The 25,448-nt window shown below is 58.1% G+C and carries 20 protein-coding genes; 11 read left to right on the forward strand and 9 right to left on the reverse strand.

The features are described 5' to 3' along the window. Positions 1-12 precede the first annotated feature (12 nt). The 3 genes from ACR0CZ_RS17255 to pepN form a co-directional block, all read right to left on the reverse strand. Complete coding sequence (locus ACR0CZ_RS17255) at positions 13-1,272, reverse strand: hypothetical protein (RefSeq protein ID WP_170404131.1); 1,260 nt, start codon at positions 1,270-1,272, stop codon at positions 13-15. Positions 1,273-1,398: 126 nt separating this feature from the next. Then, positions 1,399-1,827, reverse strand: coding sequence for a hypothetical protein (locus tag ACR0CZ_RS17260; protein ID WP_170397141.1), 429 nt, complete (start codon positions 1,825-1,827; stop codon positions 1,399-1,401). Next, positions 1,824-4,376 carry an aminopeptidase N gene (gene pepN, locus ACR0CZ_RS17265; RefSeq protein ID WP_480537204.1) on the reverse strand — a complete coding sequence of 851 codons (2,553 nt, stop codon included), beginning with the start codon at positions 4,374-4,376 and terminating at the stop codon, positions 1,824-1,826. The genes ACR0CZ_RS17260 and pepN overlap by 4 nt, the downstream gene beginning before the upstream one ends. A gap of 204 nt (positions 4,377-4,580) precedes the next feature. Here pepN and ACR0CZ_RS17270 point away from each other — a divergent pair, with 204 nt between their 5' ends. From ACR0CZ_RS17270 to ACR0CZ_RS17285, 4 genes are all read left to right on the forward strand, one after another. Continuing rightward, positions 4,581-6,716 carry a malate synthase G gene (locus ACR0CZ_RS17270; protein WP_170397137.1) on the forward strand — a complete coding sequence of 712 codons (2,136 nt, stop codon included), beginning with the start codon at positions 4,581-4,583 and terminating at the stop codon, positions 6,714-6,716. 81 nt (positions 6,717-6,797) lie between these two features. Next, positions 6,798-7,223: a heme-binding protein gene (locus tag ACR0CZ_RS17275; RefSeq protein WP_170397135.1), complete on the forward strand. Its 426-nt coding sequence runs from the start codon at positions 6,798-6,800 to the stop codon at positions 7,221-7,223. 134 nt (positions 7,224-7,357) lie between these two features. Next, positions 7,358-8,137: a gamma-glutamyl-gamma-aminobutyrate hydrolase family protein gene (locus ACR0CZ_RS17280; protein ID WP_170397133.1), complete on the forward strand. Its 780-nt coding sequence runs from the start codon at positions 7,358-7,360 to the stop codon at positions 8,135-8,137. A 403-nt stretch (positions 8,138-8,540) separates the two neighbouring features. Continuing rightward, complete coding sequence (locus tag ACR0CZ_RS17285; RefSeq protein WP_170397132.1) at positions 8,541-9,878, forward strand: autotransporter outer membrane beta-barrel domain-containing protein; 1,338 nt, start codon at positions 8,541-8,543, stop codon at positions 9,876-9,878. 51 nt (positions 9,879-9,929) lie between these two features. On the opposite strand, the gene ACR0CZ_RS17290 is transcribed toward ACR0CZ_RS17285, so the two are convergent. Both ACR0CZ_RS17290 and ACR0CZ_RS17295 read right to left on the reverse strand, forming a co-directional pair. Beyond that, on the reverse strand, positions 9,930-12,170 hold the full coding sequence (locus tag ACR0CZ_RS17290; RefSeq protein WP_170466009.1) for a molybdopterin cofactor-binding domain-containing protein: 2,241 nt from the start codon (positions 12,168-12,170) through the stop codon (positions 9,930-9,932). Between the two features lie 3 nt (positions 12,171-12,173). Next, the gene (locus ACR0CZ_RS17295) at positions 12,174-12,638 is read right to left on the reverse strand and encodes a (2Fe-2S)-binding protein (protein ID WP_170397127.1); all 465 of its coding nucleotides are present in this window, start codon (positions 12,636-12,638) and stop codon (positions 12,174-12,176) included. 99 nt (positions 12,639-12,737) lie between these two features. Between ACR0CZ_RS17295 and ACR0CZ_RS17300 the strand changes: the two genes are divergently transcribed. Then, the gene (locus tag ACR0CZ_RS17300; RefSeq protein ID WP_170397125.1) at positions 12,738-13,316 is read left to right on the forward strand and encodes a TetR/AcrR family transcriptional regulator; all 579 of its coding nucleotides are present in this window, start codon (positions 12,738-12,740) and stop codon (positions 13,314-13,316) included. Here ACR0CZ_RS17300 and kynU read toward each other — a convergent pair. After that, positions 13,309-14,502 carry a kynureninase gene (gene kynU / locus ACR0CZ_RS17305; RefSeq protein WP_170466005.1) on the reverse strand — a complete coding sequence of 398 codons (1,194 nt, stop codon included), beginning with the start codon at positions 14,500-14,502 and terminating at the stop codon, positions 13,309-13,311. The two genes, ACR0CZ_RS17300 and kynU, sit on opposite strands and share 8 nt — an antisense overlap. 196 nt (positions 14,503-14,698) lie before the next feature. On the opposite strand from kynU, the gene ACR0CZ_RS17310 reads away from it, so the two are divergent. The 6 genes from ACR0CZ_RS17310 to ACR0CZ_RS17335 all read left to right on the forward strand — a co-directional run bounded on the left by ACR0CZ_RS17310 (position 14,699) and on the right by ACR0CZ_RS17335 (position 21,427). Next, the gene (locus tag ACR0CZ_RS17310; RefSeq protein ID WP_170397122.1) at positions 14,699-15,148 is read left to right on the forward strand and encodes a methyltransferase family protein; all 450 of its coding nucleotides are present in this window, start codon (positions 14,699-14,701) and stop codon (positions 15,146-15,148) included. Positions 15,149-15,280: 132 nt separating this feature from the next. Beyond that, positions 15,281-16,852: a Re/Si-specific NAD(P)(+) transhydrogenase subunit alpha gene (locus tag ACR0CZ_RS17315; RefSeq protein WP_170397119.1), complete on the forward strand. Its 1,572-nt coding sequence runs from the start codon at positions 15,281-15,283 to the stop codon at positions 16,850-16,852. A gap of 13 nt (positions 16,853-16,865) precedes the next feature. After that, complete coding sequence (locus ACR0CZ_RS17320) at positions 16,866-18,320, forward strand: NAD(P)(+) transhydrogenase (Re/Si-specific) subunit beta (protein WP_170397117.1); 1,455 nt, start codon at positions 16,866-16,868, stop codon at positions 18,318-18,320. A 159-nt stretch (positions 18,321-18,479) separates the two neighbouring features. Beyond that, a complete protein-coding gene (locus ACR0CZ_RS17325) occupies positions 18,480-18,836 on the forward strand; it encodes a VOC family protein (RefSeq protein ID WP_170397115.1) in 357 nt (118 codons plus the stop codon). A gap of 107 nt (positions 18,837-18,943) precedes the next feature. Further along, positions 18,944-20,221 (forward strand): DUF3422 domain-containing protein, encoded by a 1,278-nt coding sequence (locus tag ACR0CZ_RS17330; protein WP_170397113.1) that lies wholly within the window; start codon positions 18,944-18,946, stop codon positions 20,219-20,221. Between the two features lie 69 nt (positions 20,222-20,290). Next, positions 20,291-21,427 (forward strand): MFS transporter, encoded by a 1,137-nt coding sequence (locus tag ACR0CZ_RS17335; RefSeq protein WP_170397111.1) that lies wholly within the window; start codon positions 20,291-20,293, stop codon positions 21,425-21,427. 6 nt (positions 21,428-21,433) lie between these two features. On the opposite strand, the gene ACR0CZ_RS17340 is transcribed toward ACR0CZ_RS17335, so the two are convergent. The 3 genes from ACR0CZ_RS17340 to ACR0CZ_RS17350 form a co-directional block, all read right to left on the reverse strand. Further along, positions 21,434-22,414 (reverse strand): ABC transporter permease, encoded by a 981-nt coding sequence (locus ACR0CZ_RS17340; RefSeq protein WP_170397109.1) that lies wholly within the window; start codon positions 22,412-22,414, stop codon positions 21,434-21,436. After that, the gene (locus tag ACR0CZ_RS17345) at positions 22,407-23,414 is read right to left on the reverse strand and encodes an ABC transporter permease (RefSeq protein WP_170397107.1); all 1,008 of its coding nucleotides are present in this window, start codon (positions 23,412-23,414) and stop codon (positions 22,407-22,409) included. Before ACR0CZ_RS17345 ends, ACR0CZ_RS17340 begins: the two co-directional genes overlap by 8 nt. A 94-nt stretch (positions 23,415-23,508) precedes the next feature. Continuing rightward, on the reverse strand, positions 23,509-25,215 hold the full coding sequence (locus ACR0CZ_RS17350) for a peptide ABC transporter substrate-binding protein (protein ID WP_170397105.1): 1,707 nt from the start codon (positions 25,213-25,215) through the stop codon (positions 23,509-23,511). Positions 25,216-25,448: the final 233 nt, after the last annotated feature.

Consider the following 25,448-nt stretch of genomic DNA (forward strand, 5'->3'; position numbering starts at 1 on the left):
GGCAATGGCGCTTTAGTTACCCGAGAACTGCAGCCCCGACGGTGTAAAGGTCACACTCTGCCCACTGCGCAACTCATCCCGCAACAGATTGGCGATTGCCTTCAGCGCATCGCGGCGACCACGGGCGGCAAAACGCTCGGCCGAGTTGACGCGAAGGCTGTTATTGAACCCGTTAGCCGCATGGGCCCAGATCAGCGGATGCAGTTCGGTCATGTGATCGCGGATTAGCCAGTTTGCGGCCTCGCAAATCTGTTTGCGGGCGATATCGGCGCGCGGGTTCTGGCCCATTCTGTTCTGCAGTGTGACCGAGCAATAGGCCGCCAGCAGGTTAATTGTCTGCTGGTCCGGACGACGTGCAACGATATCGCGCAAACCTTCAAGGAAGTACTCGACATCTACCCGCGCGCAGGCCTCGTCATCCAGCGCGATGGCGTCGAATTGCACCCAGGTATACCCACCCGCTCCCCAGTTTTTCTGGGTCCGTGCGGCGTTTCGCAAGGCTTGCACCTCAAGCTGTTCATAGCTGCCGAACCAGCGCGGCAGCAGGTGACTGCCCATCGCGCGCATGTGGCGATGGTTCTGGGGATCCAGCGTGATCAGGGCCTCGTATTTGTCAGCAACGCGGGTGCGCGGATCAATGTGTCCTGCTAGCAAGGCGCAATCCGCTGCAGCAATCGCCGGACTGTCGGGCAGCGCAGCGCGGCATTTCGGAAGCAGGGCAGCAGCTCGGTCGAAATGCGCGGCACAACGGGATTGGTGCAGCGCCGGCAGCGTGTCCGGGTGCGCCGTCCCGCGCCAGGCCCACGCCAAATCGATATGGGCCAAGGCAACCACAAGCGTGATCATCGGATCATCGGGATGGTTCTGAATCTCGCCTTCCAATTCCGAGATCCCGCCCAGCAGATCATAGTCTGACAGTGCTTTGCCGTCCGACAGCGCGTGCTCGGCCGCCAAAACCACATCGGACCGGGCCCCAAATGCCAACAGCTCGGAGATCGGCTGCCCGCAAGGGGTAGCCTTGCGCCCCTCATCTGCAGCACGCATCTCCAGCGACAGTTCTGCCCACATATCCTGCCGCGCCAGATGGCGGCCACGTTCGATCACCTGATGCCCGATCGCATCATTTTCATCTGATTCTGCGATTGGGATGTTCAACTGCCCCGAGGCAACAAGCCATGCAGTAGCATCGGCGACGGACGCAGGCAGAGGTGTAGGGGTGGGATCAGAAGAACCGACAATACGGGCGGCAAAAGCCTTCAAAGACCAAAACATGGCAAAACTCGAACTGGAACAAACTTGTAACCCGTCCAGTTTGCCAAAAAATCTGCTCAAATCAAGACTGCGTCGCGGAGAACCCGTGATTCAGGTGCCAATGTGGCCCAGACTCCATGAATCGTTTCAGAAAACTCTAAAATGATGTCGTTCGACCGCGAATCCCGCCTGATTCAGGACCATTTCGAATTGCTTGTGTGGTGGCAGTGATTCATCGGGTAAACGCACGCGTTTGTCGGATTTCAGAACCGCTGAGACGCGCACCGAGAAATCCCACCGCGTGTCAAACCGGAATCGATCCACCTCGGACAGCTTGAGTTGTCCCTGACGTTGGCCGGTGTGCCAACGCAGGGTTTCATCGGTCAGCTCCATACCTGCGCTGGTGTCCTTGATAACATCCCACAGCGCGGGCAGGGTAGTCAGGGCCAGAAGCGCCATCAGCCACCAGACCGCGTTCAGCAGGATCATCAAAGCGATCAACATCGCGTAAACGCCGATCAGGATCAGAACCGTTCGCTGATTTCGGTTCTGTCGAGTGAACGTAAACGCGGTCATGCGCCCAAGATGCGCGTGACCATTTCGGTCGTGTCCCGGGACAGGTTCGGCGTGTCGGCAATGCGATTCAGTTGTGCAAGTATTAAGGCCTGACGGTCGGCGTCATAGCGTTTCCAAGTTTGGAACACGCTGCACATCCTGGCGGTGGTCTGCGGGTTTACTGGATCAAGTCGGATCAACCAGTCTGCCAGCAGCGCGTAACCTGCTCCGTTCGCTTGGTGGAAGCCTGCGTGGTTGCCTGCCAGGGATCCCATCAAGGCGCGGAAACGATTTGGGTTTTTCCAATTAAAATCAGCATGCTCGGTCAACCTGTGCGCGGTCTCAACCGTTTTTTCCGGTCCGGTCATCAAGACCTGCATGGCGAACCACTTGTCCATGACCAGCCGGTCATGCTGCCATTGATCATAGAAGGCGGCCAGCTCACGTTCGCCTTTGCCCGCGCGGAGCAGACAAGACAGCGCGGCCAACTGCAGGGTCATGTTGTCAGCACGTGCATATTGCTCTGCGGCCTTGGCACCTCCATCCAGTCTCGAGGTCAGCGCAAGCGCCGCGCTGCCCAAGGCGCGTTTGCCTGATTGTTCAGCGTTCGGCTGATAAGGCGCGTCCACCAGCGTTTCACTGTTCAGACGGGGGAGCAGGTCTTGAACGTGTTGCGCAGTGGCTTGACGCAAAGTCTCAACCGCTCGCCAGATCGCCATCGGGTCGGGGGTGATGCCCTTGTCAAATAGTGTTGCGGCCAGTTCCGATTGCGTCGGCAGACCCAGCATCAGTGCCCGGTAGGCCGGGTCCAGCGCCTCATTCCGTAGCACTGCCAGCAAGCCGTCAAGATAGTCGGTATCAGGCGTTGCCTCATCGGTGATCATGCGCAGCAGGGTGTCCTCGGCTAGTGACCGCCCTGCCTGCCAGCGGTTGAACGGGTCGGTGTCATGAGCCAGAAGGAAGGCGCGTTCGGCATTGCTGATCTCATGTTCAAGGATCGCAGGGGCCGAGAAATCGCGCAGGATCGAGGGCACAGGTTTGGCCGCGAGACCGGTAAAGGTAAAACTCTGCTCGGCTTCGGTCAGTTCCAGCACTTCGGTCGCACGTATCTCGTCCCCGTTCGGGCCAAGCAGACCCACAGCGATAGGGATGACCTGAGGTTGCTTGTCTTCTTGCCCCGGCGTCGGCTCGGTCCGTTGGCGCAGCGTCAGGGTATAGGTGCCATCGGTCCAGTCTTCGGCAACTGAGACACGGGGGGTACCGGATTGGCTGTACCAACGTTTGAACTGGGTCAGGTCGCGGCCCGTAGTGTCTTCGAATACTTTCAGCCAATCTTCGATCGTGCAGGCCTGCCCGTCGTGGCGATCGAAGTACAGGTCCAGTGCTTTGCTGTAGGCCTCATCCCCGACCAGCCGTTTCAGCATCCCGATCACCTCGGCGCCTTTTTCATAGACGGTTGAGGTGTAGAAGTTGTTGATTTCCTGAAAGCTTTCGGGCCGGACCGGGTGCGAGAGTGGCCCGTTATCTTCGGGGAATTGCCGCGCGCGCAGGTCGATGGCATCGTGGATACGTTTCACAGGAGCCGAGCGCATATCCGAGGTGAACTGCGCATCGCGGAACACGGTCAGCCCCTCCTTCAGGCACAGTTGGAACCAGTCGCGGCAGGTGATGCGGTTGCCGGTCCAGTTGTGGAAATACTCATGTGCGATGATCGCCTCGATCCGTTCGAAATTCATGTCGGTCGAGGTTTCAGGGCTGGCCAGAACGGCGGAGGAGTTGAAGATGTTCAGCCCCTTGTTCTCCATCGCGCCCATGTTGAAATCGTCCACGGCCACGATGTTGAACACGTCCAGATCGTATTCGCGGCCATAGACGTCCTCATCCCATTTCATTGACTTTTTAAGGGCTTCCATGCCAAAGGCGCATTTGCATTCATCACCGGGGCGGACCCAGAGATTCAGTTCGACGTCGCGACCGGATTTGGTGGTGAACTGGCCGGGATGGGCGATCAGCTCTCCGGCGACCAGCGCGAACAGATAGGCGGGTTTGGGCCATGGATCGACCCATTCAGCCCAGCCCTCGCCTTTGCCCGAAGGGTTGCCGTTCGATAGCAGCACGGGAAGGTCGCCATTGATGCGCACCGTAAAGGTAGACATCACATCCGGGCGGTCGGGGTAATAGGTGATCTTGCGAAACCCTTCGGCCTCGCATTGGGTGCAATACATGCCGTTCGACATATACAGCCCCTCAAGCGCGGTGTTATTGCCGGGATCGATCTCGACCACGGCCTCCCACACGAAAGGCGCGTCTGGAACCGGTGCGGTGAGGCCTTCGGTGGTCACCTCAGGCGTGATCACGTCGCCATCAATTGCAGCACGGATCAGCTTTAGCTCTTCGCCATGCAGAAAAAACGTGCGGTCGGTCGCTTCGGGGTTCGGGCGGAAGGCGATGCGGGAAGTGACGCGAGTGGCGTGTGCGGCCAGATCGAAGGTCAGATGCACACTGTCCACTAGAAACCCGAACGGAGTGTAGTCTTTCAGATAAATCGTTGTGGGGGCGGCGTCGCGCATCGGGGGCCTCATCGACTGGGAATCTGGCGCGACGTTATGGGCTTCGCGCGGACGCTGCAACCGATGTGCCATTGCCGCTGTTCATTTGAGACGGTTCGCGCTGGGTCAAATGCCCCTCATGTCGGGACAGAAGTTGCCTATCGGAAACGAACGCCCTAATTGAGGAGCGCATACAATGGCACACAATCGTAGGGGATTCGGAATATGAGCAGCAGAGAGACCCGCAACGGGCTGCAGATTGACCCGGTTCTGGTGGATTTCATCGAACAGAAGGCGCTGCCGGGCACGGAAGTTTCGGCAATTGATTTCTGGGCGGGTCTGGCGCGCTTGGCCAATGAGCTTGGGCCGAAAAACCGGGCGCTGCTGGACAAGCGGGCTGACATTCAGGGCCGGATCGATGGCTGGCACGCGGCGCGGCGGGGGTTGCCCATTGACGCGGCTGAATATCAGTCTTTTCTGCGTGAGATTGGGTATCTGGTAGAGGAAGGCGACGATTTCGAGATCGAGACAGCCAATGTCGACCCTGAAATCGCGCTAATCCCCGGACCGCAATTGGTAGTGCCGATCACCAACGCGCGCTTTGCGTTGAATGCCGCAAATGCACGCTGGGGCAGTTTATATGATGCGCTTTATGGAACAGATGCGTTAGGCGATCTGCCGACAGGCAAGGCTTATGACGCCGGGCGCGGTGCGCGGGTCATCGCCTGGGCCAAGGCGTTCCTGGATGAGGCTGTGCCGCTATCCGAAGGGTCTTGGGCGGAGGTCTCCGGGTTAAGCGTTAGGGACGGTGCGCTGATACCGAAGCTCGCCGACCCGTCTCAGTTCGCAGGCTACGCTGGCGCAGCTGAAGCACCGGAGTTTGTATTGCTGAGCAACAACGGGTTGCACATTCAAGTCAGGATTGATGCGCATAGCACAATTGGCGCCACCGATCCTGCAGGTATTTCTGATGTCCGTTTGGAATCCGCGCTTTCGACCATCATGGATTGCGAGGATTCTGTTGCTTGTGTCGACGCGACCGACAAGGTGTTGGCCTATGGAAACTGGCTTGGCTTGATGGCCGGCAACCTGACCGAAGAGGTTACGAAAGGCGGCACAACCTTCACGCGCAAGCTTGCTGGGGATTTGGCCTACATGGCTCCGAATGGCACGTCAGCCACTCTGAAAGGTCGGTCGCTGATGCTGGTGCGAAATGTGGGCCATCTAATGACGAACCCCGCAGTGCTGGATGCCGAAGGGCGCGAGATTGGTGAAGGTTTGATGGACGCGCTCTGCACAACGCTGATCGCCATGCATGACCTGAAGCGCGAGGGCGGGAACTCGGTCAAGGGGTCGGTCTATGTGGTCAAACCCAAGATGCACGGGCCCGAGGAGGTGGCGTTTTCGGTCGAGATTTTCGACATGGTCGAGGACATCCTGGGCCTGCCGCGCAATACGGTGAAGCTGGGCATTATGGATGAAGAGCGGCGCACATCGGCCAACCTCAAGGAATGCATTCGGGCCGCAAAATCGCGCGTGGCCTTTATCAATACCGGATTCCTGGATCGGACGGGGGATGAGATTCATACTTCTATGGAAGCAGGCCCGATGCTGCCGAAGGGCGATATCAAGGATACGCCATGGATTGCGTCTTACGAGGATCGCAATGTGGATATCGGACTGGTCTGCGGCCTGAAAGGCAGAGCGCAAATTGGCAAGGGTATGTGGGCCATGCCCGATCGGATGGCGGACATGCTGGCGACCAAGATCGGCCACCCGCAATCCGGTGCAACCTGCGCCTGGGTGCCGTCACCTACTGCGGCGACGCTTCATGCAACCCACTATCACAAGATCGATGTGTTGGCGCGCCAGGATGAATTGGCCGCTGGTGGGGCTCGCGGTACGTTGAATGCTCTGCTGACCATACCTCTGCTGGGCGGTCGTAATCTCAGCGCTGGTGAGATCACCCGTGAGATCGAAAACAACGCACAAGGAATCTTGGGCTATGTTGTGCGCTGGATTGATCAGGGAGTTGGCTGTTCGAAAGTTCCGGATATCAACGACATAGGTCTGATGGAGGACCGCGCGACCTGTCGGATTTCTTCGCAGGCGCTGGCCAACTGGTTGCATCACGATGTGGTCAGTCAGGAACAGGTGATGGCGGCGATGCAGAAAATGGCCGCAGTAGTGGACCGTCAGAACGAAGGCGATCCGGCCTACAGGCCCATGGCACCGGGTTTTGACGGGGTGGCGTTTCAGGCGGCTTGTGATCTGGTGTTCCGGGGGCGGGTGCAGCCCTCGGGTTATACCGAGCCTGTGCTGCACGCCCGTCGCCTGGAACTGAAGGCAAGTTTGAGCTAGGGGCAAGGGCAGGAACGAGGGGGCTGTCTGCCCCCTCGTGCTCCCCCGAAGGTATTTTTGGCCAGATGAAAAGGATCGGGCATGAACATTTCATTGCGCAAAGCGCGGACCATCATTCGGAAAGCTCTGGAAAAAGGGCGCGAGATGGAGCTGAAACCGCTCTCGGTTGTTGTCCTGGACGCCGGAGGCCACGTGATCTCGTTCGAACGCGAAGACGGTGCCGCGCCGGGGCGTTTTGCAATCGCACATGGCAAGGCCTATGGATCAGTGATGCTGGGTATGGCGGGGACCGCGCAGATGCAGCGGGCCGAAGGGCAGGCCTATTTCATGGCGGCCGTGAACGGGGTTTATGGCGGTCAGGTTGTTCCGGTTCCTGGCGGTGTGCTGCTGCGTGACCGCAAGGGCGCGGTGATCGGTGCCGTGGGTGTAACCGGCGACACTTCGGATAATGACGCAGCGGCCGCGTTGGCAGGTATCGAAGCCGCTGGGTTGACGGGCGAGATCTGACCCCTTCGCCGAACTTCATCGGGGATGTGCGTCGCTGAACACGCGCTTGCGCTACCATGCAGGGTCTGTGCCGTTGCGCGCGGCCAAACCTGCCGATAGGTTTTGCAGGAAATGAGCGATACAAGGGACTTGGAATGGCGCGCCCCGTCGTTGGAATAATCGGCAACTCTTATCTGATGAATGATCAGTATCCGACCCATGCGGGCGGAACGATGAATTCCGAGGCGGTCTCGAACGTGTCTGACTGTCTGCCGCTACTGATCCCCGCCGACCCGCGTTATGTAGCGGTTGATGAGTTGCTCGAGGTTTGCGACGGCTTCCTGCTGACCGGCGGCCGTCCGAACGTTCACCCCGAAGAATACGGCGAGCCCGCAACCGAGGCGCATGGTGAGTTTGACCGCGCGCGGGATGCAATCACGCTGCCTCTGATCCGGGCCTGTGCCGAGCGGGGTCAGCCGTTCTTTGGGATTTGTCGCGGGTTTCAAGAAGTAAACGTCGCCTTGGGTGGTACGCTCTACCCTGAGATTCGTGACCTCCCGGGGCGTCAGAACCACCGGATGCCACCCGACGGCACTTTGGAGGAGAAGTTTGCTCTGCGCCATGTCGTGTCGCTAACCGAAGGTGGTGTGTTCCACCGCCTGCTGGGCGCGGCCGAAGTGATGACCAATACGTTACACGGACAAGGGATCAAGACGCTGGGCGAGAATGTGGTGATCGATGGCCACGCGCCTGATGGCACGCCCGAGGCGATCTATGTCGAGGATGCCCCCGGCTTTACCCTTTCAGTCCAATGGCACCCTGAATGGGACGCGGCGAATGACCCGGTCTCGCGGCCATTGTTCAAGGAATTTGGTCGCGCCGTATACGATTGGAAAAACGCGAAAACGGTCGGGGCGATCCGGCAGTCTGCTTAGTCACGCTAATCTGTCGATGGATCGTTCTAAGGTTTGCCGGCAACATTCGAATAAAAAGATAATTGGATATCTTCCCTGAACCGCGAATTTGCGCCGAGATACCTTTGGCAATATTCAAATCTGACTGGGTTCGGAGCAGTTCATGCACAGCTTTTCAGGAAAGTACCCTCACGGTTTAAGAGAATTCGTTCCTGCGGCACTTTTTTTGGCGGTCCTGGGAACTGCTGGGCATGCGCAACAATGCAGCTCGGCCGGAGACTTGCTTTACATCGGGCGAACACCTGACTCTTCATCCTCATTGTGGTTATCGCAGACGGAAAGCGGTGCTTTTCGTCTGGAAGCTGCACAGGGCAACACGACCGTTGATACCTGGAGCCGATCTCGGCCTGGAGTTCATCTAAGCTTGTCTCCCTTCGTATCTAATGGATCAGGGGGCGTTCATCGTCTGTTCAAACGCGGAGGGGCACCAAATGGGCGCGACTGTCTGATCGATACGCAAAACCAAAAAAGAGATTGGACGCTGCCGGGTTGGGGTGGTGGCAATGGTGGCGGCGGGGGAGGAAACGGAGGCGGCTCGGGTGGATCCGGCGGTGGCTCTGGCGGTGGCTCTGGGGGCGGCGGCTCGGGTGGATCAGGTGGCGGATTCGGAGGCGGGGGCGGCTTTGGAGGCGGCGGTTCCGGGGGTGGCTTCGGCGGTGGCGGCGGCTCGGGCGGATCCGGTGGTGGCTCTGGTGGCGGATCCGGTGGTGGCTCTGGTGGCGGTTCCGGAGGCTCGGGCGGTGGAATTGGCAACATAGGCGAGACAGGTCGACCCGTTAATCCGCTCTACGTAAGTGGGCGACCTTCGGGCGATGACCAAGCCTGCGTGGCGGATGCGACGGGTAAGCTTGACCCTGCCTTGTGCGATCCGGTTGTCGGCCCTCCGCTGACGGAGGGGCGCGAGTTTGGGCCAGAATCTGTTTGGAATGTATGGACCAATTTCACCTACACAGACATTGAAGACACCCGTGGAAACAGCGAACTGGATGTGAACGACAGCTTTTTCGAAATTGGGATCGACCGTCTTGTCCAAGAAAACCTCGTGCTTGGTTTGCAGCTTGAATACGAAAACACTCAGCTGGACGGCTTTCAGGGGCAGTTTTCTCAGGATACTTCGGGATTCGCGATCGGACCCTATTTCGCCTGGCGGATGTCTGAGAGGTGGGTTCTAAACGGTCTCGCCACGATCGGTCGCTTCTCCACGGATGTGGATGTGCTGGAGCTGAGCGGTGATTTTGATCGCACCCGTTGGCGCGCGAATCTCGAGGCAATCGGACAATATGAGGCTGGAGCTTACTTAATTCGTCCGTCGATCTCATTTGATTACTATAATTACAGTGCCGAGGATTACGATCTCACCGGGACGTATCTGGGAAATCCAGCCGAGTTTATTGGTGAAATCCAAGAAGCAAAATACAGTGCCCTAACGCCCGAGGTCGAAGTAAGTCGTCCGTTCTTCAATGGCAGCTCCGTCATCTCACCTTATGCATCGCTCAGCGCGACCTATTGGTTTGAACGCGAGAACTTAGGGGGTGGAACAGTTGCAAACACTGACAATGATGTTGTTTGGTCAACCCGTTTGGGTGTGAGAGGACGCACAAGCAAGACGGTGTTTCTGGAGGCTTCAATCGGATATCTCGACATGTTCGAAAGTGATTTTGAAGCGACGGAAGCTGCAATCTTTCTCTCTGTCAACTTCTAAGGCCATCAGGAAGAGCGAGCGCCGACCCAGAGCCGGGTCGGCGCAAATTGATCATACGAGCAAGTCGAACTGCTTGTTCAGCGGCAAGCTGCGCGCGCGTTGGCCGGTCAGGTCGAACAGCGCGTTGCCCAAAGCGGGCATCGACGGCGGTGTTCCCGGTTCACCGACACCGCCCAGATGTTTGTTGGTCTCGAGTATCCGGACTTCCGTGATCGGTGTGCTTTGCATCCGTAACGCATCATAATCCGGGAAATTATACTGTTCGACCTCGCCATCGGCAAAGGTGATTTCTTCTTGAGCGGCGGCAGACAATCCGTAGATCATGCCGCCGATCATCTGCGCCTCGACCGTTGCCGGATCCAAAGCCAAGCCGACATCGCAGGCGATCCAGGCCTTGTTGATGAGGATGGTGCCGTCATCGTCAACCACTTCGATCACCTGTGCGACCGGAGTGCCAAAGCTGTAGGCCATTGCCACGCCACGTCCGACACCATCGGGGGTTTTGCCGGTCCAGCCTGACATCTCTTTCACGGCCTCCAGGCACCCCGCAGCCGGGGCGAACTCGGACCTTGCCAGCTCCAGCCGGAACTCAAGCGGGTCGCGCCCGGCGGCATGGGCCATTTCATCAAGGAAGGTTTCGTGGAAGAAGGCATTATGGCTGTTGCCGACCGAGCGCCAGAAGCCCACCGGCACGGCCAGATCGGCGACATGACCGCTCATGCGGTAGTTGGGCACCGCGTAGGGCTGGTTAAAAAATCCCTCAACCAGAACCTTGTCGGGGCCACCGCCTGAGAAACCCGTAACACGTTCAACCGCCTGATGGGTCGGCGATTGCGAGGCGACCTTGCCGTCGATCAGAACGGCCTTGCCATCCTTCACTGCCCCTCGCATGCGCGCCATCGCGCCGGGGCGGTAGAAATCGTGACGCATATCCTCTTCGCGGCTCCACGTCGTTTGCACAGGGGTGCCTGGAATGGCCATGGCGACCTTTGTGGCGATCTCGCCGAAATCCAACTCGCCCCGGCGGCCGAAACCGCCGCCCAGATAGGTGGTGTGAATCTCAACCGCTTCGGTATCTAGACCGGCGGTGTTGGCTGCGCGGATCTGGATCAGGGTCGGGGCCTGATTGCCGCACCACAGGTCCAGCTTGTTACTGGCATAGAGCGCCGTGGCGTTCATCGGTTCCATTGTGGCGTGGGCCAGATAGGGCACGGTATATTCTGCCGTAATCTCGGTGGCACCTTCAGGAAGCGTTTCGACATCGCCTTCATCGCGCATGGTCGAGTTCGGGGCGTCATCAAACGCCTTGGCAATTTGCGCGAATACCGCATCAGTATCGGGCGGATAGGGGGCATCGCCCCAATCCACGTCAATCGCCTCGACCGCCTGCATGGCAAGCCAAGTGTTGTTGGCAATCACCGCGACGCCCGTGCCCAGATCGACGATCTTTTCAACGCCGGGCATGGTTTCTGCAGCACTGGCGTCAAAGCCGTTCATTGCCCCGCCCAGCTTGGGGTTCATGCGGACCGAGGCGAATTTCAGGCCCTCGGGGCGCACGTCGATGCCAAAGGTGGCGGTGCCGGTGGATTTGCCCGGAATGTCGACGCGGGGCAGGGATTTGCCGATCAAACGCCATTCGGACGGATCACGCAGGGAAACCTCGGGCGGTTCGATCTGGCCTGCGGCCTCGGCCAGTTCGCTATAGGGAATGCGCGTGCCATCCGGGGCAACCACAGCACCATTTTCGGTCATGAGTTGATCGCGATCGACCCCCAGTTGGTCCGCGGCAGCCTGCTTCAAGGTTTCTCGCGCAGTAGCGCCGGCCATCCGCATCCGTTCGAACCCGTCTTTCATCGAGGTTGAGCCGCCGGTAACCTGCAGGCTTAACGTTTTGCCCAGAACACCCAGTGCCTCACCCAGATTGTGCTGGAAATCCGAGATGTCATAGCCCTTGCCTGGCAGGCTTTCCCCCATAAGAGCATGGTTGTAATAGGCGGCAGCAGCAGGTCCGTGCAGCACACGGATTTCGTCCAGCTCAACATCCAGCTCCTCGGCGATCAGTGCTGCCCAGGTGGTCATAACGCCCTGACCCATTTCAGCGCGGGGGGCGAACAGGGTCACGCCCTGCTGGTCGATCAGAACAAAGGGGCTAAGCGCGGTTTCCCCGTCACGCGGTTTCAGCGGGTTCGCAGCTGGACGCGTGACGTAGTAGGCACCGAAGGCCACTCCACCTACGATGGCGGCAGATCCGATCAGGAATGTGCGGCGAACGATTTTACCGATACGTCCCATGGCTCAAGCCTCCTTCAACTTGGCAGCGGCATCGTGGATGGCCGCGCGGATGCGAGGATAGGTGCCACAGCGGCAAAGGTTGCCTTGCATCGCATCGTCGATGTCTTCGTCCGTTGGGGCCGGGTTTTCAGCCAGTAGCGATGCGGCCTGCATGATCTGGCCCGACTGGCAGTAACCACATTGCGCCACTTGGTGGTCAACCCAGGCCTTCTGGATCGTTGCCATGGCGTCAGGCGTGCCAAGCCCCTCGATCGTGGTGACATCACCCCAAACATCCGAGAGCGCTACCTGGCAGGACCGCACGGCCTCACCATCAATATGAACGGTGCAGGCACCGCAGGCAGCCACACCACAGCCGAACTTGGTACCGGTTAGTCCAACCTCATCACGCAGAACCCATAACAAGGGCACATCATCAGGCAGATCAACCTGATGGGTCTTTCCGTTGATCTTAAGGGCCGTCGCCATGGCGCACCTCTCTTAGCTTTGGCTAGTTTCTGACATAATTAATGAAAAGTGTCAGCTTGTCAATTGACAAAATGAACAAGAAGTGTCAGAGGTTCTCGCATGACGAGTGTAAGTGAAGATTCCAAGACAGCGGCCATTCTGAAATCGGCATTTCAGGCCTTTGCGACCTATGGGTTTAAGAAAACTTCGATGGATGACATTGCCAAAGGGGCAGGGATGTCCCGGCCTGCGGTCTATCTGCATTTCAAGAATAAAGAGGCCATCGTTCGCGAACTGACGCAGTTTTATTATGGCGAGAAAGTTACCCTAGTCGCTGAAGCCTTGGCCAGCGAAGGTCCTTTGCCTCAGATCCTCGCTCAGGCGATCGAGGCGCAATCAAACGGGATGGCTGAAATTTTGGCCTCACCTCATGGGCTTGAAATGCTGGACGCGACCAAATCCATGTCGACGGATATCGTTCAGGAGGGCGAGGCCAAATTGACGCGACTTTACGCCGAATGGTTACGGCGCGAGGATGCGGCAGGTCGCGCGCATTTGCCTGTCGGCCCGGATGAGGCCGCAAAGACAATCACCACATCGCTGAAGGGCGTCAAGATGACAGCCTCCAGCGCTGAAGAGTTTGAGCAGGGTATCTCGCAATTGGCCACGCTTTTGGGCGCAGCGCTTGAAGTCAGGTGACGCGCTGACGGATTTTGTATTCCGGTTTGTCCCACAGCTTGTTTGTTATGATATCGGCCAGAATTTGGGCGGCCTGTTCTACATCCCCTTCATCGACATATAGCGGTGTGAAGCCAAACCGCATGATATCGGGCGCTCGGAAATCGCCGATCACGCCACGCGCGATCAAAGCCTGCATGGCAGCGTATCCTTCATCAAAATGAAACGATACTTGACTTCCGCGCTGGGCTGGATCGCGGGGGCTTGCGAGTGTCAATCCCGGGCAGGTAGCCTCAACCCGGGTAATGAACAATTCGGTCAATTCGATTGACTTGGCGCGCACATCGGCCATTTCAGCCATGTCCCAGATATCCATCGCTGCCGACAGCGCTGCCATCTGAATGACCGGAGGGGTTCCGACCCGCATCCTCTCGATTCCCGCGCCGGGGCGATAGTCGAGATCGAAGGCAAAGGGGGCTTCATGCCCCAACCAGCCCGAAAGCGCCGGGCGCACGCGATCCGACAGACGCGGAGCGACATAGACGAACGCTGGCGCACCGGGACCGCCATTGAGGTACTTATAAGTGCAGCCAACAGCGAAATCCGCGTTGCAACCGGACAGATCGACCGGGATTGCCCCCGCAGAATGGGCAAGGTCCCAGACGGTCACGACACCGTTCGCGTGGGCCAGTTCGGTCAAAGCCTTCATGTCATGCATACGGCCGGAACGATAATCGACCTCGGTCAGCATCAGAACGGCGACCTCTTCGGTGATATGTGCAGCGACGTTTTCGGGATCGACCACGCGCAGTTCATAATCCGTCCCCAGTGATCGCAACAGCCCATCTGCCATGTAAAGATCCGACGGGAAGTTGCCGTTGTCCGACAGGACCAGCTTGCGGGTCGGGTTCAGTTCCAGCGCTGAGGCGACCGCCTGATAAACCTTGATCGACAGAGTATCGCCCACCACGACGCTGCCGGGCTCTGCCCCGATCAGCCGTCCGATCCGATCCCCCAGGCCGGTCGGCATACCCATCCACCCGGCTTTGTTCCAGCCGGTGATCAGCAACTGACCCCATTCGTCCTTCATCATGCTTCCTACACGGTCACCGGCTGATTTCGGCAACGGGCCCAGAGAGTTACCGTCGAGATAAAGAATGCCCTCGGGCAGGTGAAACATGGATTTGGTTTTGGCGAAATCGGTCATGGCGAGGCTTTGTCTTTCTGAAACAGTCAGGTTGTAACTGGCTATCTGATCCCGTTGTGTCTGTCTATTGGTGCGGGTTGTCCAGCGCCCTGGGTCGATGCGACACCCTGCGCTTTTGCCAATGCGGTCAGAAAACGATAGGAGAGCGATCAGAAGCGACATCTGCCACCATGTGTCGCCGCGTGAAGGGACAGCCATGCGCCTGATCGACATACCACCTGTTTGGCTTGTGGGCTTTGCCTTGCTCGCCTGGGTCCAGGCGCGCGTGTTGCCGCTGGGGTTGTCTCTGGATGGAGCGGTGACAGATCTGCTCAGCGGCATACTGATCGGTGGCGGTATCATTCTGGCCGTGATGGCGGTGATTGAGTTCCGCCGGCACAAAACCACGGTCTTTCCGCACGAAACACCCTCGACCATGGTGCAGACCGGGATTTATAAGCGCAGCCGCAATCCTATCTATGTGGGCGATGTGCTAATCCTGACCGGGCTGATCCTGCGTTTTGACGCGGTGTTGTCGCTGGTGCTGATCCCGGTTTTTGTCTGGGTGCTGGAACGCCGCTTTATCATACCCGAGGAAGACCGTCTGCGCCGCACATTCCGCGCCGATTTCGCCCGGTATGAACGCAAGACCAGACGATGGATATAAGGGTGTGGTCATCATGACACAGCGTCATAATTGCTGCGCTTGCGAAATAATCTTGCGCAGGATACATGTCTGCTTGTCATTCTATGCTGAACACCCACCTGGCCTGAATCAAAAATTAGGGGGAACCGACTGGTGAAAATTGGGACGCCAAAGGAAACGTACAAGGGCGAGAACCGGGTCGCGATGACTCCGGACTCGGCTGTGCAGTTGCAGAAACTGGGCTATGAGTGCCTGATCGAAAAGGGCGCAGGCGCTGCTGCGGGGTTTTCGGACGCCGCTTATGAAGCCGCAGGCGTTGAGGTCATGAAGACCGCCGCCTCGCTTTGGAAGGCGGCGGATATTATTGCCAAGGTGCGTCAGCCCGATGCCACCGAACTGAAGCGTCTGACCAAGGATAAGACCCTGATTTCCTTCTTTAACCCGGCTGGGAATGAAGATGGGATGGAGGCCGCCAAATCCAAGGGCGCGACCGTGATCGCGATGGAGATGGTCCCGCGTATCTCGCGCGCGCAGAAGATGGACGCGCTGTCTTCGATGGCCAATATCGCCGGGTACCGTGCTGTGATCGAGGCAGGCAACAACTTTGGCCGTTTCTTCACCGGTCAGGTGACGGCGGCCGGTAAGGTGCCGCCTGCCAAGGTGCTGATCGTTGGTGCTGGTGTGGCTGGTCTGGCCGCGATTGGGACCTCAACCTCGCTGGGTGCGATCACCTATGCGTTCGACGTGCGCCCCGAAGTGGCCGAGCAGGTCGAATCCATGGGGGCTGAGTTCGTCTATCTGGATTTTGAAGAAGAACAGCAGGACGGTGCATCGACTGGCGGCTACGCATCGGTCCAGTCGGAAGAATTCCGCAACGCCCAGCTTGCCAAGTTCCGGGAACTGGCACCCGAGATGGACATCGTCATTACCACGGCGCTGATCCCCAACCGTGAGGCACCTGAGCTTTGGACCAAAGATATGGTCGAGAGCATGAAGCCGGGTTCGGTCATCGTTGACCTTGCAGCGGAAAAGGGCGGTAACTGTAAACTGACGGTGCCGGATGAGAAGATCGTGACCGACAATGGCGTGACCATTATCGGCTATACCGACTTCCCCAGCCGGATGGCGGCGCAGTCATCGTCTCTGTACGCGACCAATATCCGTCACATGATGGCTGACCTGACACCCGAGAAGGACGGCAAGGTCAATCACGACATGGAAGATGACGTGATCCGTGGCGCGACCGTGACCCATGAGGGCGAGATCACCTTCCCGCCACCTCCGCCCAAGGTGCAGGCGATTGCGGCACAGCCTAAGGCCGAGGTCAAGGAACTGACACCGGAAGAGAAAAGGGCGCAGGAAATCGCGGCCTTCAAAGCGCAGACCAAGCAACAGTTCACGTTGCTGGGCGTCGGCGGTGCGTTGATGTTGCTGGTGGGGTTGATCGCTCCGGCCAGCTTCATGCAGCATTTCATCGTCTTTGTGCTGGCGATCTTTGTGGGCTTCCAGGTGATCTGGAATGTGAGCCACAGCCTGCACACACCACTGATGGCGATCACCAACGCGATCTCTTCGATCATTATCGTTGGAGCCTTGATGCAGATCGGATCGGGGTCGTTCCTGGTCATTCTGCTGGCGGCGCTGTCGGTCTTCATGGCCGGAATCAACATCTTCGGCGGCTTCCTCGTAACCCGGCGCATGCTCGCCATGTTCCAGAAATCTTAAGGAGGCCGGGCACATGGAATTTGGCTTCACTACTGCCGCCTATGTCGTTGCGGCTGTCCTTTTCATCCTGTCTCTGGGTGGATTGTCGAACCAGGAAAGCGCCAAGCGGGCGGTCTGGTATGGCATTGTTGGTATGGCGCTGGCGGTTTTTGCCACGCTGGTTGGTCCGGGTTCAGGCCTGTGGCTGCTGTCGTTGCTGCTGATCGCGGGCGGCGGTCTGATCGGTCAGTACGTGGCGCAACGCGTGCAGATGACCGAGATGCCGCAGCTTGTGGCCGCGATGCATTCGCTGGTGGGTCTCGCGGCTGTGTTCGTGGGATTCAATGCCCATTTCGAGATCGGCAATGTGGCGCAAGTCATGGCGATTGCTGACAGTGCGTCTCAGGCAGACCTGTCCGATCTCGGGGCGTTCGCCAAGCTGATCGCGAAGAAGACCGCGGCCGAACTGGCGATCCTGCATGTTGAGCTGTTCCTCGGTATCTTCATCGGTGCGATCACCTTTACTGGATCGGTCGTGGCTTATGGCAAGTTGGCGGGCAAGGTGACCTCGGCGGCGACCAAGCTTCCGGGCGGTCATGCTCTGAACGCGGGTGCGGCTGCTTTGTCGTTCATCTGCCTGATCTGGTACACCAATTCGGGCGGTTTCTTCCCGCTGTTCCTGATGACGCTGGCAGCGCTGTTCATCGGCTATCACCTGATCATGGGCATCGGCGGGGCCGACATGCCGGTGGTTGTATCGATGCTGAACAGCTATTCGGGTTGGGCGGCTGCGGCCATCGGCTTCTCGCTAGGCAACGACCTGCTGATCGTGGTTGGTGCATTGGTGGGCTCGTCTGGTGCAATCCTGTCCTACATCATGTGTAAGGCGATGAACCGTCACTTTGTCAGCGTAATTCTGGGCGGCTTTGGTGGCCCGCAGGGCGAACAGATGGCTGTTGAGGGTGAACAGATCGCCATCGAGGCAGATGGTGTCGCGGCGGCGCTGAATGATGCAGATAGTATCGTCATCATCCCCGGCTATGGCATGGCCGTGGCGCAGGCGCAGCAATCGGTGTCCGAGCTGGTTCGCAAGCTGCGCGCCAAGGGCAAGAACGTGCGCTTTGCGATCCACCCCGTTGCCGGTCGTCTGCCGGGCCACATGAACGTGCTGCTGGCCGAGGCGAAGGTGCCGTATGACATTGTTCTGGAGATGGACGAGATCAACGACGACTTCCCGGATACGGATGTGGCCATCGTGATTGGCTCGAACGATATCGTGAACCCTGCGGCGCAGGAAGACCCGAACAGCCCCATCGCCGGGATGCCGGTGTTGGAATGCTGGAAAGCCAAGCAGGTGTTTGTGTCCAAGCGTGGTCAGGGCACCGGCTATTCGGGCATCGAGAACCCGCTGTTCTTCAAGGAGAACACCCGCATGTTCTATGGCGACGCCAAGGCTTCGCTCGACAAGCTGTTGCCCATGATCGATTGATCAGAAGGGACAATCTGATTGCAAAGGGCGCCTGAGGGTGCCCTTTTCTTTTGTGATGAGATGGGGGCTCGCCTCCAACCCCCTCAAGGATTTTTAGCCATTTGAAGCAAGCGGGCTGTGTTAAACTTGGCGAGTGCTCGGGATAGTAGGAGGCAGACCATGCAGAAGGTAAATGGAATTGGCGGGATATTCTTTCGGGCCCGTGATCCGCAGGCGTTGAGTGCTTGGTATGAGAAGCATTTGGGGGTCAATCACTACGATCCTGTGCCCTGGAAGCAGCGGGAAGGATATACGGTGTTCGCACCCTTTGCGCAGGACACCGAGTATTTCGGCCGCTCCGAGCAGCAATGGATGATCAATTTTCGTGTTGATGACCTGAGCGCGTTGATCGACCAACTACAGAACGCCGGAATCACCGTCGAGACGAACCCGAAGTGGGACAGCGAGGTCGGGAAATTCGCCCGCATCCACGATCCTGAAGGCAATCCCATCGAGCTATGGGAGCCGAATCAATAAGATAGCGGGATTGTATACCGTTGTATCCTTGTAAGTAATTGAAATAAATAAACAATTGATGTTGTGTCGGTCTGCCTTATAGTGCCGGTGATACACCGGAGCCTTACATGACGCCCATAGACAATCATCCGCTTCGCTATACGCTGGCCAATGAACTGCATGCACGCCCATTTCCGGTTGCACCCTTACCCAGCACGGTTGTGTTTCTGGCGATCAAGAAGCCCAAAGAAGCGGTTACGCGCGATCGTGGCGAGGATATGGCCCACCTGATCAATCTGCTGGATCGCCACGGCGCGCAGCACCCTCAGCCAGAAGCCACTCACTACGCGGGTCAGATCGGGCGTCATTGGCTGAAATGGGAGCAACATACCGAGTTTGTGACCTTTACCGCGATCACTCCGAACGTCAGTGAACGTGCGTTCAATCCGGCAGACTTTGAGGTGTTTCCGCCAGATTGGTTGATGGCGAGCCCGGGGCAGCGCGTGACATCGGCCTTAATTCGCGTGGTAGAGTACGAGGGAGATGAGGCGGCAAAGGCTTCGCTGGCTCAGTGGTTCGAGCCGGAAAGCCTAGCAGTGGCGCGGGTGCTGGATGATGCTGCGATCTGCGCTTGTGATTTCCGAATTGATCCGGCGGGGCATATGCGGCTTGCGATGTTTGTCAAGAAAGGCACCGGGCGGCGTCGGACCGGGCGGATCGTTCAGCGGCTGTGCGAGATTGAGACCTACAAGGCAATGTCGATGCTGGGATTTGCACGGGTCAAGCAACTGATGCCGCGCATCGGCGAACTGGATGGTCAATTGACCCGCCTGATGGGGCAGATGTCCGATGAAACAGCCCACCCGGACGAATTGTTGCCGGATCTTCTGTCTACTTCGATCGAGCTTGAGACACTTTCGGCACGGTGTTCTTTTCGGTTCGGCGCCACGGGTGCCTATGAGGCGATTGTTAATCAGCGCATCGAAGTGTTGCGTGAACAAAGATTCAATGGACGTCAGAGTTTTGCCGATTTCATGATGCGTCGTTATGACCCCGCGATGCGGACGGTGAAATCAACCGAGCGACGTTTGCAGGCCTTGTCCGACAGGGCTATTCGCGCCGGCGACCTGTTGCGTACCCGTGTCGATGTCGAACGCAGCGCTCAAAACCAGGCTCTGCTGGAAAGCATGGACCGGCGTGCTGATCTGGCCCTTAGATTGCAGCATACAGTCGAGGGATTATCTGTGGTGGCGATCAGCTACTATGCGGTGTCTCTGGTCAGCTACTTGCTCTACCCACTGACGCAGGCCGGGATTAGCAAAGGGATGCTGACGGCAATTGTGACCGTGCCTGTCATCCTTGCCGTTTGGTTCGGGGTGCGCCAGATCCGGAAGCGAATTGAATAAGCGGTCTATGCCGGGCGACGAATGATCTGTAGAACGGGTGGCGTTTGGCAGATTTTATGAGGATTCCCTGTGATCGGTATTGTTGCGGCGTGGCGGGCTGTGGCCGCCATGTTTATCCTGAACGGTGCGCTGTTCGGCATCTGGGCATCGCGCATACCTGCGGTTCGGGACAGGCTGGATCTGACTCACGAGGCGCTAGGGCTTGGTTTGCTGTTCATGGCTGCAGGGGCCGTGTGTTCGTTTCCGATAACAGGCCGTTTGACCGACAAGTTTGGGGCGGTGGCGATCACGCGGGTTATCGCGGTTCTCTACACCTTTTCCCTGATTCTTTTGGCTCTCGCCGGCGGGTTCTGGTCGCTTGCGGCGTTTCTGTTTGTATTCGGAGCCTTCCATGGCTCGATGGATGTTGCGATGAACGCCTGGGCGGCAGAGGTCGAACAGGCCTATGACAAGCCGGTCATGTCGTCCTTTCACGCGATGTGGAGCCTTGGAGCCGGGCTGGGGGCGCTCAGCGGATACGGTGCCGTGCAGATGGGGCTGTCGGTGTTGCAACATTTTCTGCTAGCAGGTGGCGTTGTCGTCGCGCTTGCGCTTGTTTTGTCTTGGGTACGCTGGACTTCGAAACGATCGGCTTCGAAACCTGGATCGGTGTTCGCCTTGCCATCGGGTGCCCTGATCCTTGTGGGTTTCACAGCGCTGTGCGGCGCTTTGGGCGAAGGGGCTGTTGCGGATTGGAGTGCGATCTTCCTGCGCGATGTCACCGGTGCGGCTGAGAGTATCGCGGCGTTAGGCTATGCGGTCTTCTCGGTCACGATGGTTGCGTTCCGGCTTGCGGGCGGGGTGGTGATCGCGCGTTTCGGGCCTGTTGCAACAGCACGATTTGGCGGCGTTTGCGCCGCGCTGGGCGTGTTTGGCGTGGTATCGGCGGGAGGGGCAGGATTGGCTTTGGCGGGTTTTGCTCTGATGGGAGTGGGCTATGCGGTAATCATGCCTCTGGCCTTTAGCCGCGCGGCCAACGACCCGCATGTCCCGCCCGGACAGGCGATCGCAAGCGTCGCGACTTTGGGATACGGAGGTTTATTGATTGGGCCGCCTCTGATCGGATTTCTGGCCGAGTTGATGACGCTGAGATTTGCCTTTGCAGTTCTTTTACCGCTGGCCGTTCTGATCATCGTATTGGCCGGCGCGCTGAAGCGCGCCGACTAAGTTCGCTTAACGTCCGCGAATACGTGGATCCAGCGCATCGCGCAGGCCGTCACCCAGATAATTTACACTGAGGACGGTTAGTGAGATCGCCAGTCCGGGCCAGAACACGCGCTCGGGGTATTGCTGAAGATAGTCGACGCCATCGAAGAGCAGCCGACCCCATGTCGGGAAGTCCGGCGGAAATCCGAGGCCGAGGAAGGAAAGCGCGCTTTCGGTGATGATCGCAGTTGCAATCCCCAGCGTGGCCGACACCATGATCGGAGACAGAACATTCGGCAGGATGTGCCGGGTGATGATCTGGCCATTGCTGGTGCCGATGGACCGGGCGGCCAGAACGAACTCACGCTCTTTGATCGCCAGCACATCGCCGCGCACGATCCGCGCTGTGGGCATCCATGAGGTGATGCCGATGGCGCAGACGATCAGGATGAAGATTCCACGCTCTAACCCGAAGGCAGCAGATAGCGGCTCGCGGAAGAGCAGCATCATGACCAGCAGCAGCGGTAGCAACGGCAAGGCCAAGAACAGATCCGTCAGGCGCATCAGTGGGCCATCCAGCCGTTTGAAAAACCCGGCCAGAACACCGATGAACGAGCCCAGAAACAGCGCCAACAGCATCGCGGTGATGCCGACTGACACCGATGTCTGACCGCCTGACATCATGCGAGCTAGGATATCGCGGCCCAACTGGTCGGTGCCAAAGGGATGCGCCCAACTGGGGCCCTGATTGCGCGAACGGATGTCGATCTGAGTGGGGTCGATGCTCCATAAGTATGGGCCCAAATAGACGCCTGCGACGATGAAGATGAACAGAATCGCTCCGATCATCGCGCCTTTGTGGGTCTTGAACTGATCCCAGACATCGCGCCATTGGCTCCGTGGTGGGGTGGCCAGTTCTTCCATCACATCGGTGGTTGGCAGCGCTGTCGAGGCGGGCGCAAGCCCTTCGTCCGGGACCAGTGTATCGGTACGATCATGATCAGTCATAACGAATCCTCGGGTCCAGAATGCCATAGAGAACGTCGGCGATCAGATTGAACAGGACGATCAGCACGGCAAATATGAAGGTCAGGGTTTGGACCATCGGCAAGTCATTGGCCTGAATAGCCCCGATCAGCAACTGGCCGATGCCGTTCACTTTGAACACCTGCTCGGTAATGATCGCTCCGCCGAAGATGGCCGGAATACCCAGCGCGATAACGGTGACCACAGGGATCATCGAGTTGCGCAGGACGTGGACCATGACGACCGTGTATTCGCTGAGGCCCTTGGCGCGGGCAGTGCGGACATAATCCTGATTAAGGTTGTCCAGCATCGAGGCGCGCATGAATCGGCTGAGCTGCGCGGTGATCTGCAGAGCCAGGACCATGACCGGCATGATCATCTGTTTCAGTTGTACAACAAAGCTGTCCCAGCTGTTGACCACATGGGTAGTGTCATAGATCGACGGGAACCACCCAAGCTGGACTGAGAAGATCACGATCACCAATACGCCCGAGAAGAACGGCGGTACCGAGAAGCCGACCATCGACACGAATGTGCCCATCTGGTCGAACCAGGAATACTGCCGGTAAGCCGAATAGATACCGATGGGCAGAGCGATCAGGATGGCGACCACATAAGCGGTGCCAACAACCCACAGGGTCTGCGGGATGCGCTGAACGACGATGTCCATGACGGGTGAGCGGGTCTGCCACGAAATCACGCGCAGGTCACCTTCGGAGAAGGTTGTGCCAAAGATCGAGTCGACCAGAACCTGCGGTTCGATCCAGAAGAACTGCACGATCCATTTCCAGAACCGGATATGCATCGGCTGACCGAGGCCCAGTGCCTCGCGCATCTTCTCTTTGACTTCGGGAGGGACGGTAAGTGGAACCTGCGCCATCGGATCGCCGGGTGCGAGTTCGAGGAGCAGGAAGATGACGAGGCTGATGAACAGTAGCGTGGGAACGGCCAGCACCAGTCGTCTGATGGTAAAGTTGAGCATTAAGAGGCGCCTTTATATGCGTCTTCTTGTTGGAGTGGTCTGCAAATGACCGCGCCCCGATATGGGTCGGGGCGCGGTTTTGCAAGATTAACGCTTAGGAACCGGTCTTGCGGTACCAGTCCGCAATGTTCCACAGCTCGCTGTCCCAAACGTTCAGGACAACGCCACCCAGCGTGTTAGCGTGTGCCGACAGTCGACCACGGTGCACCAGCGGGATCATTCCGCCATTTTCAACCATGATGTCGTTCAGCTGACGCGCGATCTGCGCGCGCTCATCCGCACCTGCGGTTTCGGCCAGCTTGCCATGCAGCTTGTCGAACTCTTCGTTGCAGAAACGGCTGATGTTCTCGCCCTGCCACTGGCTTTCAGGCTTGGGTGCCTTGTCGCACAGGCCGTTGCCCAGATAGGACTGCGGGTCAGTGCCGTTGAAGGTGTTGGCATACATTTCAACGTCGGCATAGAACTTCTGGAAGGTGTCAGGCGAACCCGGATCACCACCAAAGAAGACCGAAGCATTGATGTTGCGCAGCTCAGTTTCGATACCGATTTGGCTCCACCATTCTTTGATCAGCGCCTGGAAGTCCTGGCGAACTGCGTTGGTAGAAGTCTGGTAGACAATCTTCAGCGGTACACCGTCTTTTTCACGGATGCCATCGCCATCGGAATCAACGATACCCGCGTCATCCAGAAGCTTCTTGGCACCTTCGATATCTTGAGTATCGCAGCTGAATGTGTCGGAATTCACCGCGGCAGGCGCAGGTACCCAGTTGCAGGTAACCTTACCGGCCTGACCGTAGCCGATTTCAACCAGCAGCGGCCGGTCGATGGCCAGCGACATGGCCTTGTAAACAGCAGGGTCCTGCAGGAACGGGTGCGGATGCGTTGCAGTCGAACGCTCGCCCTCCGGCAGATCTGGCGACGGGTTGGTCTGGTTCAGCATGATGCGTTCCACCAGCGGGCCGAAGCCTGCGACCGGAGTACCTTTGCCGCCTTCCTGCATCTGCGCGATCACTTCAGGCGCAAGCTGCAAGTTCCAGGCATAGTCAAATTCGCCGGTTTCCATGACCGCACGACCAGCAGCAGTTGCATCGCCACCGCCTTTGAATGTCACCGTTGCGAACGCAGGCTTTGCCGGGTCACGGTAGTTATCATTGGCCTTGAAAGTGATCACGTCATTTGGCTTGAACTCGGTGACAACAAACGGGCCTGTGCCGATCGGGTTAAAGTTCTGCTCGGTGCATTCGGGCGCTTTGGCTCCCATGCAATCCGCGAACTGTGCCGCCTGGATGATCGGGCTCTCACCACCCACGAACGGGCCGTAAGGGAACGGGGTCGGCGCATCGAATGTGACTTTGACGGTCAGATCATCGACAGCTTCGACATTGGTGACACCTTCAAATTTGGTCACCTGCGCACAACCGCCTTCTGGGTCCATGCAATAGTTTGCAGTGAACACTACATCAGCGGAGGTGAAAGGTGTGCCGTCTGACCAGGTGATTCCCGGCGCGATTTTCCAAGTGATCGAGGTCAGGTCTTCGCTGACGCCACCATTTGCAACTGTCGGAATTTCGGATGCCAGGAACGGAACCATTTCGCCATCTTGATTGTACCGGGCGAGCGGCTCAATCACTAGCGACGCGGATTCCACATCCTTGGTGCCACCCGAAAGGAACGGGTTCAGGATCGATGGGGCTTGCCAGTAAATGATGCTGACATTGCCGTCCGATCCACGCTCGGCCATGGCCATCGGGGCCATTGCCGTGCTTGCAATCGCACCAAGCAAAAGGGTTTTGATTTTCATCATACACTCCATGTTGGACACATACGTGTCTCGATTATCTCCGCGATGCCCGCGGGTTAGGCGTGGCCGTCAAAAGGGATAAGGATTTGGAATCAAACGGAAACGATTGTATCGCCTTCGTGTATTCAGACCTCTCCCCAGAACGGTTACGCGGCGTATCGAAACAGAGTTTTGGAAAATTGCAAGCCTTGCCTTGCGAAATTTGACCTATCGGTTTGACTTTTCACATCTGC

It is taken from the genome of Ruegeria sp. H9 (genome assembly GCF_056532915.1).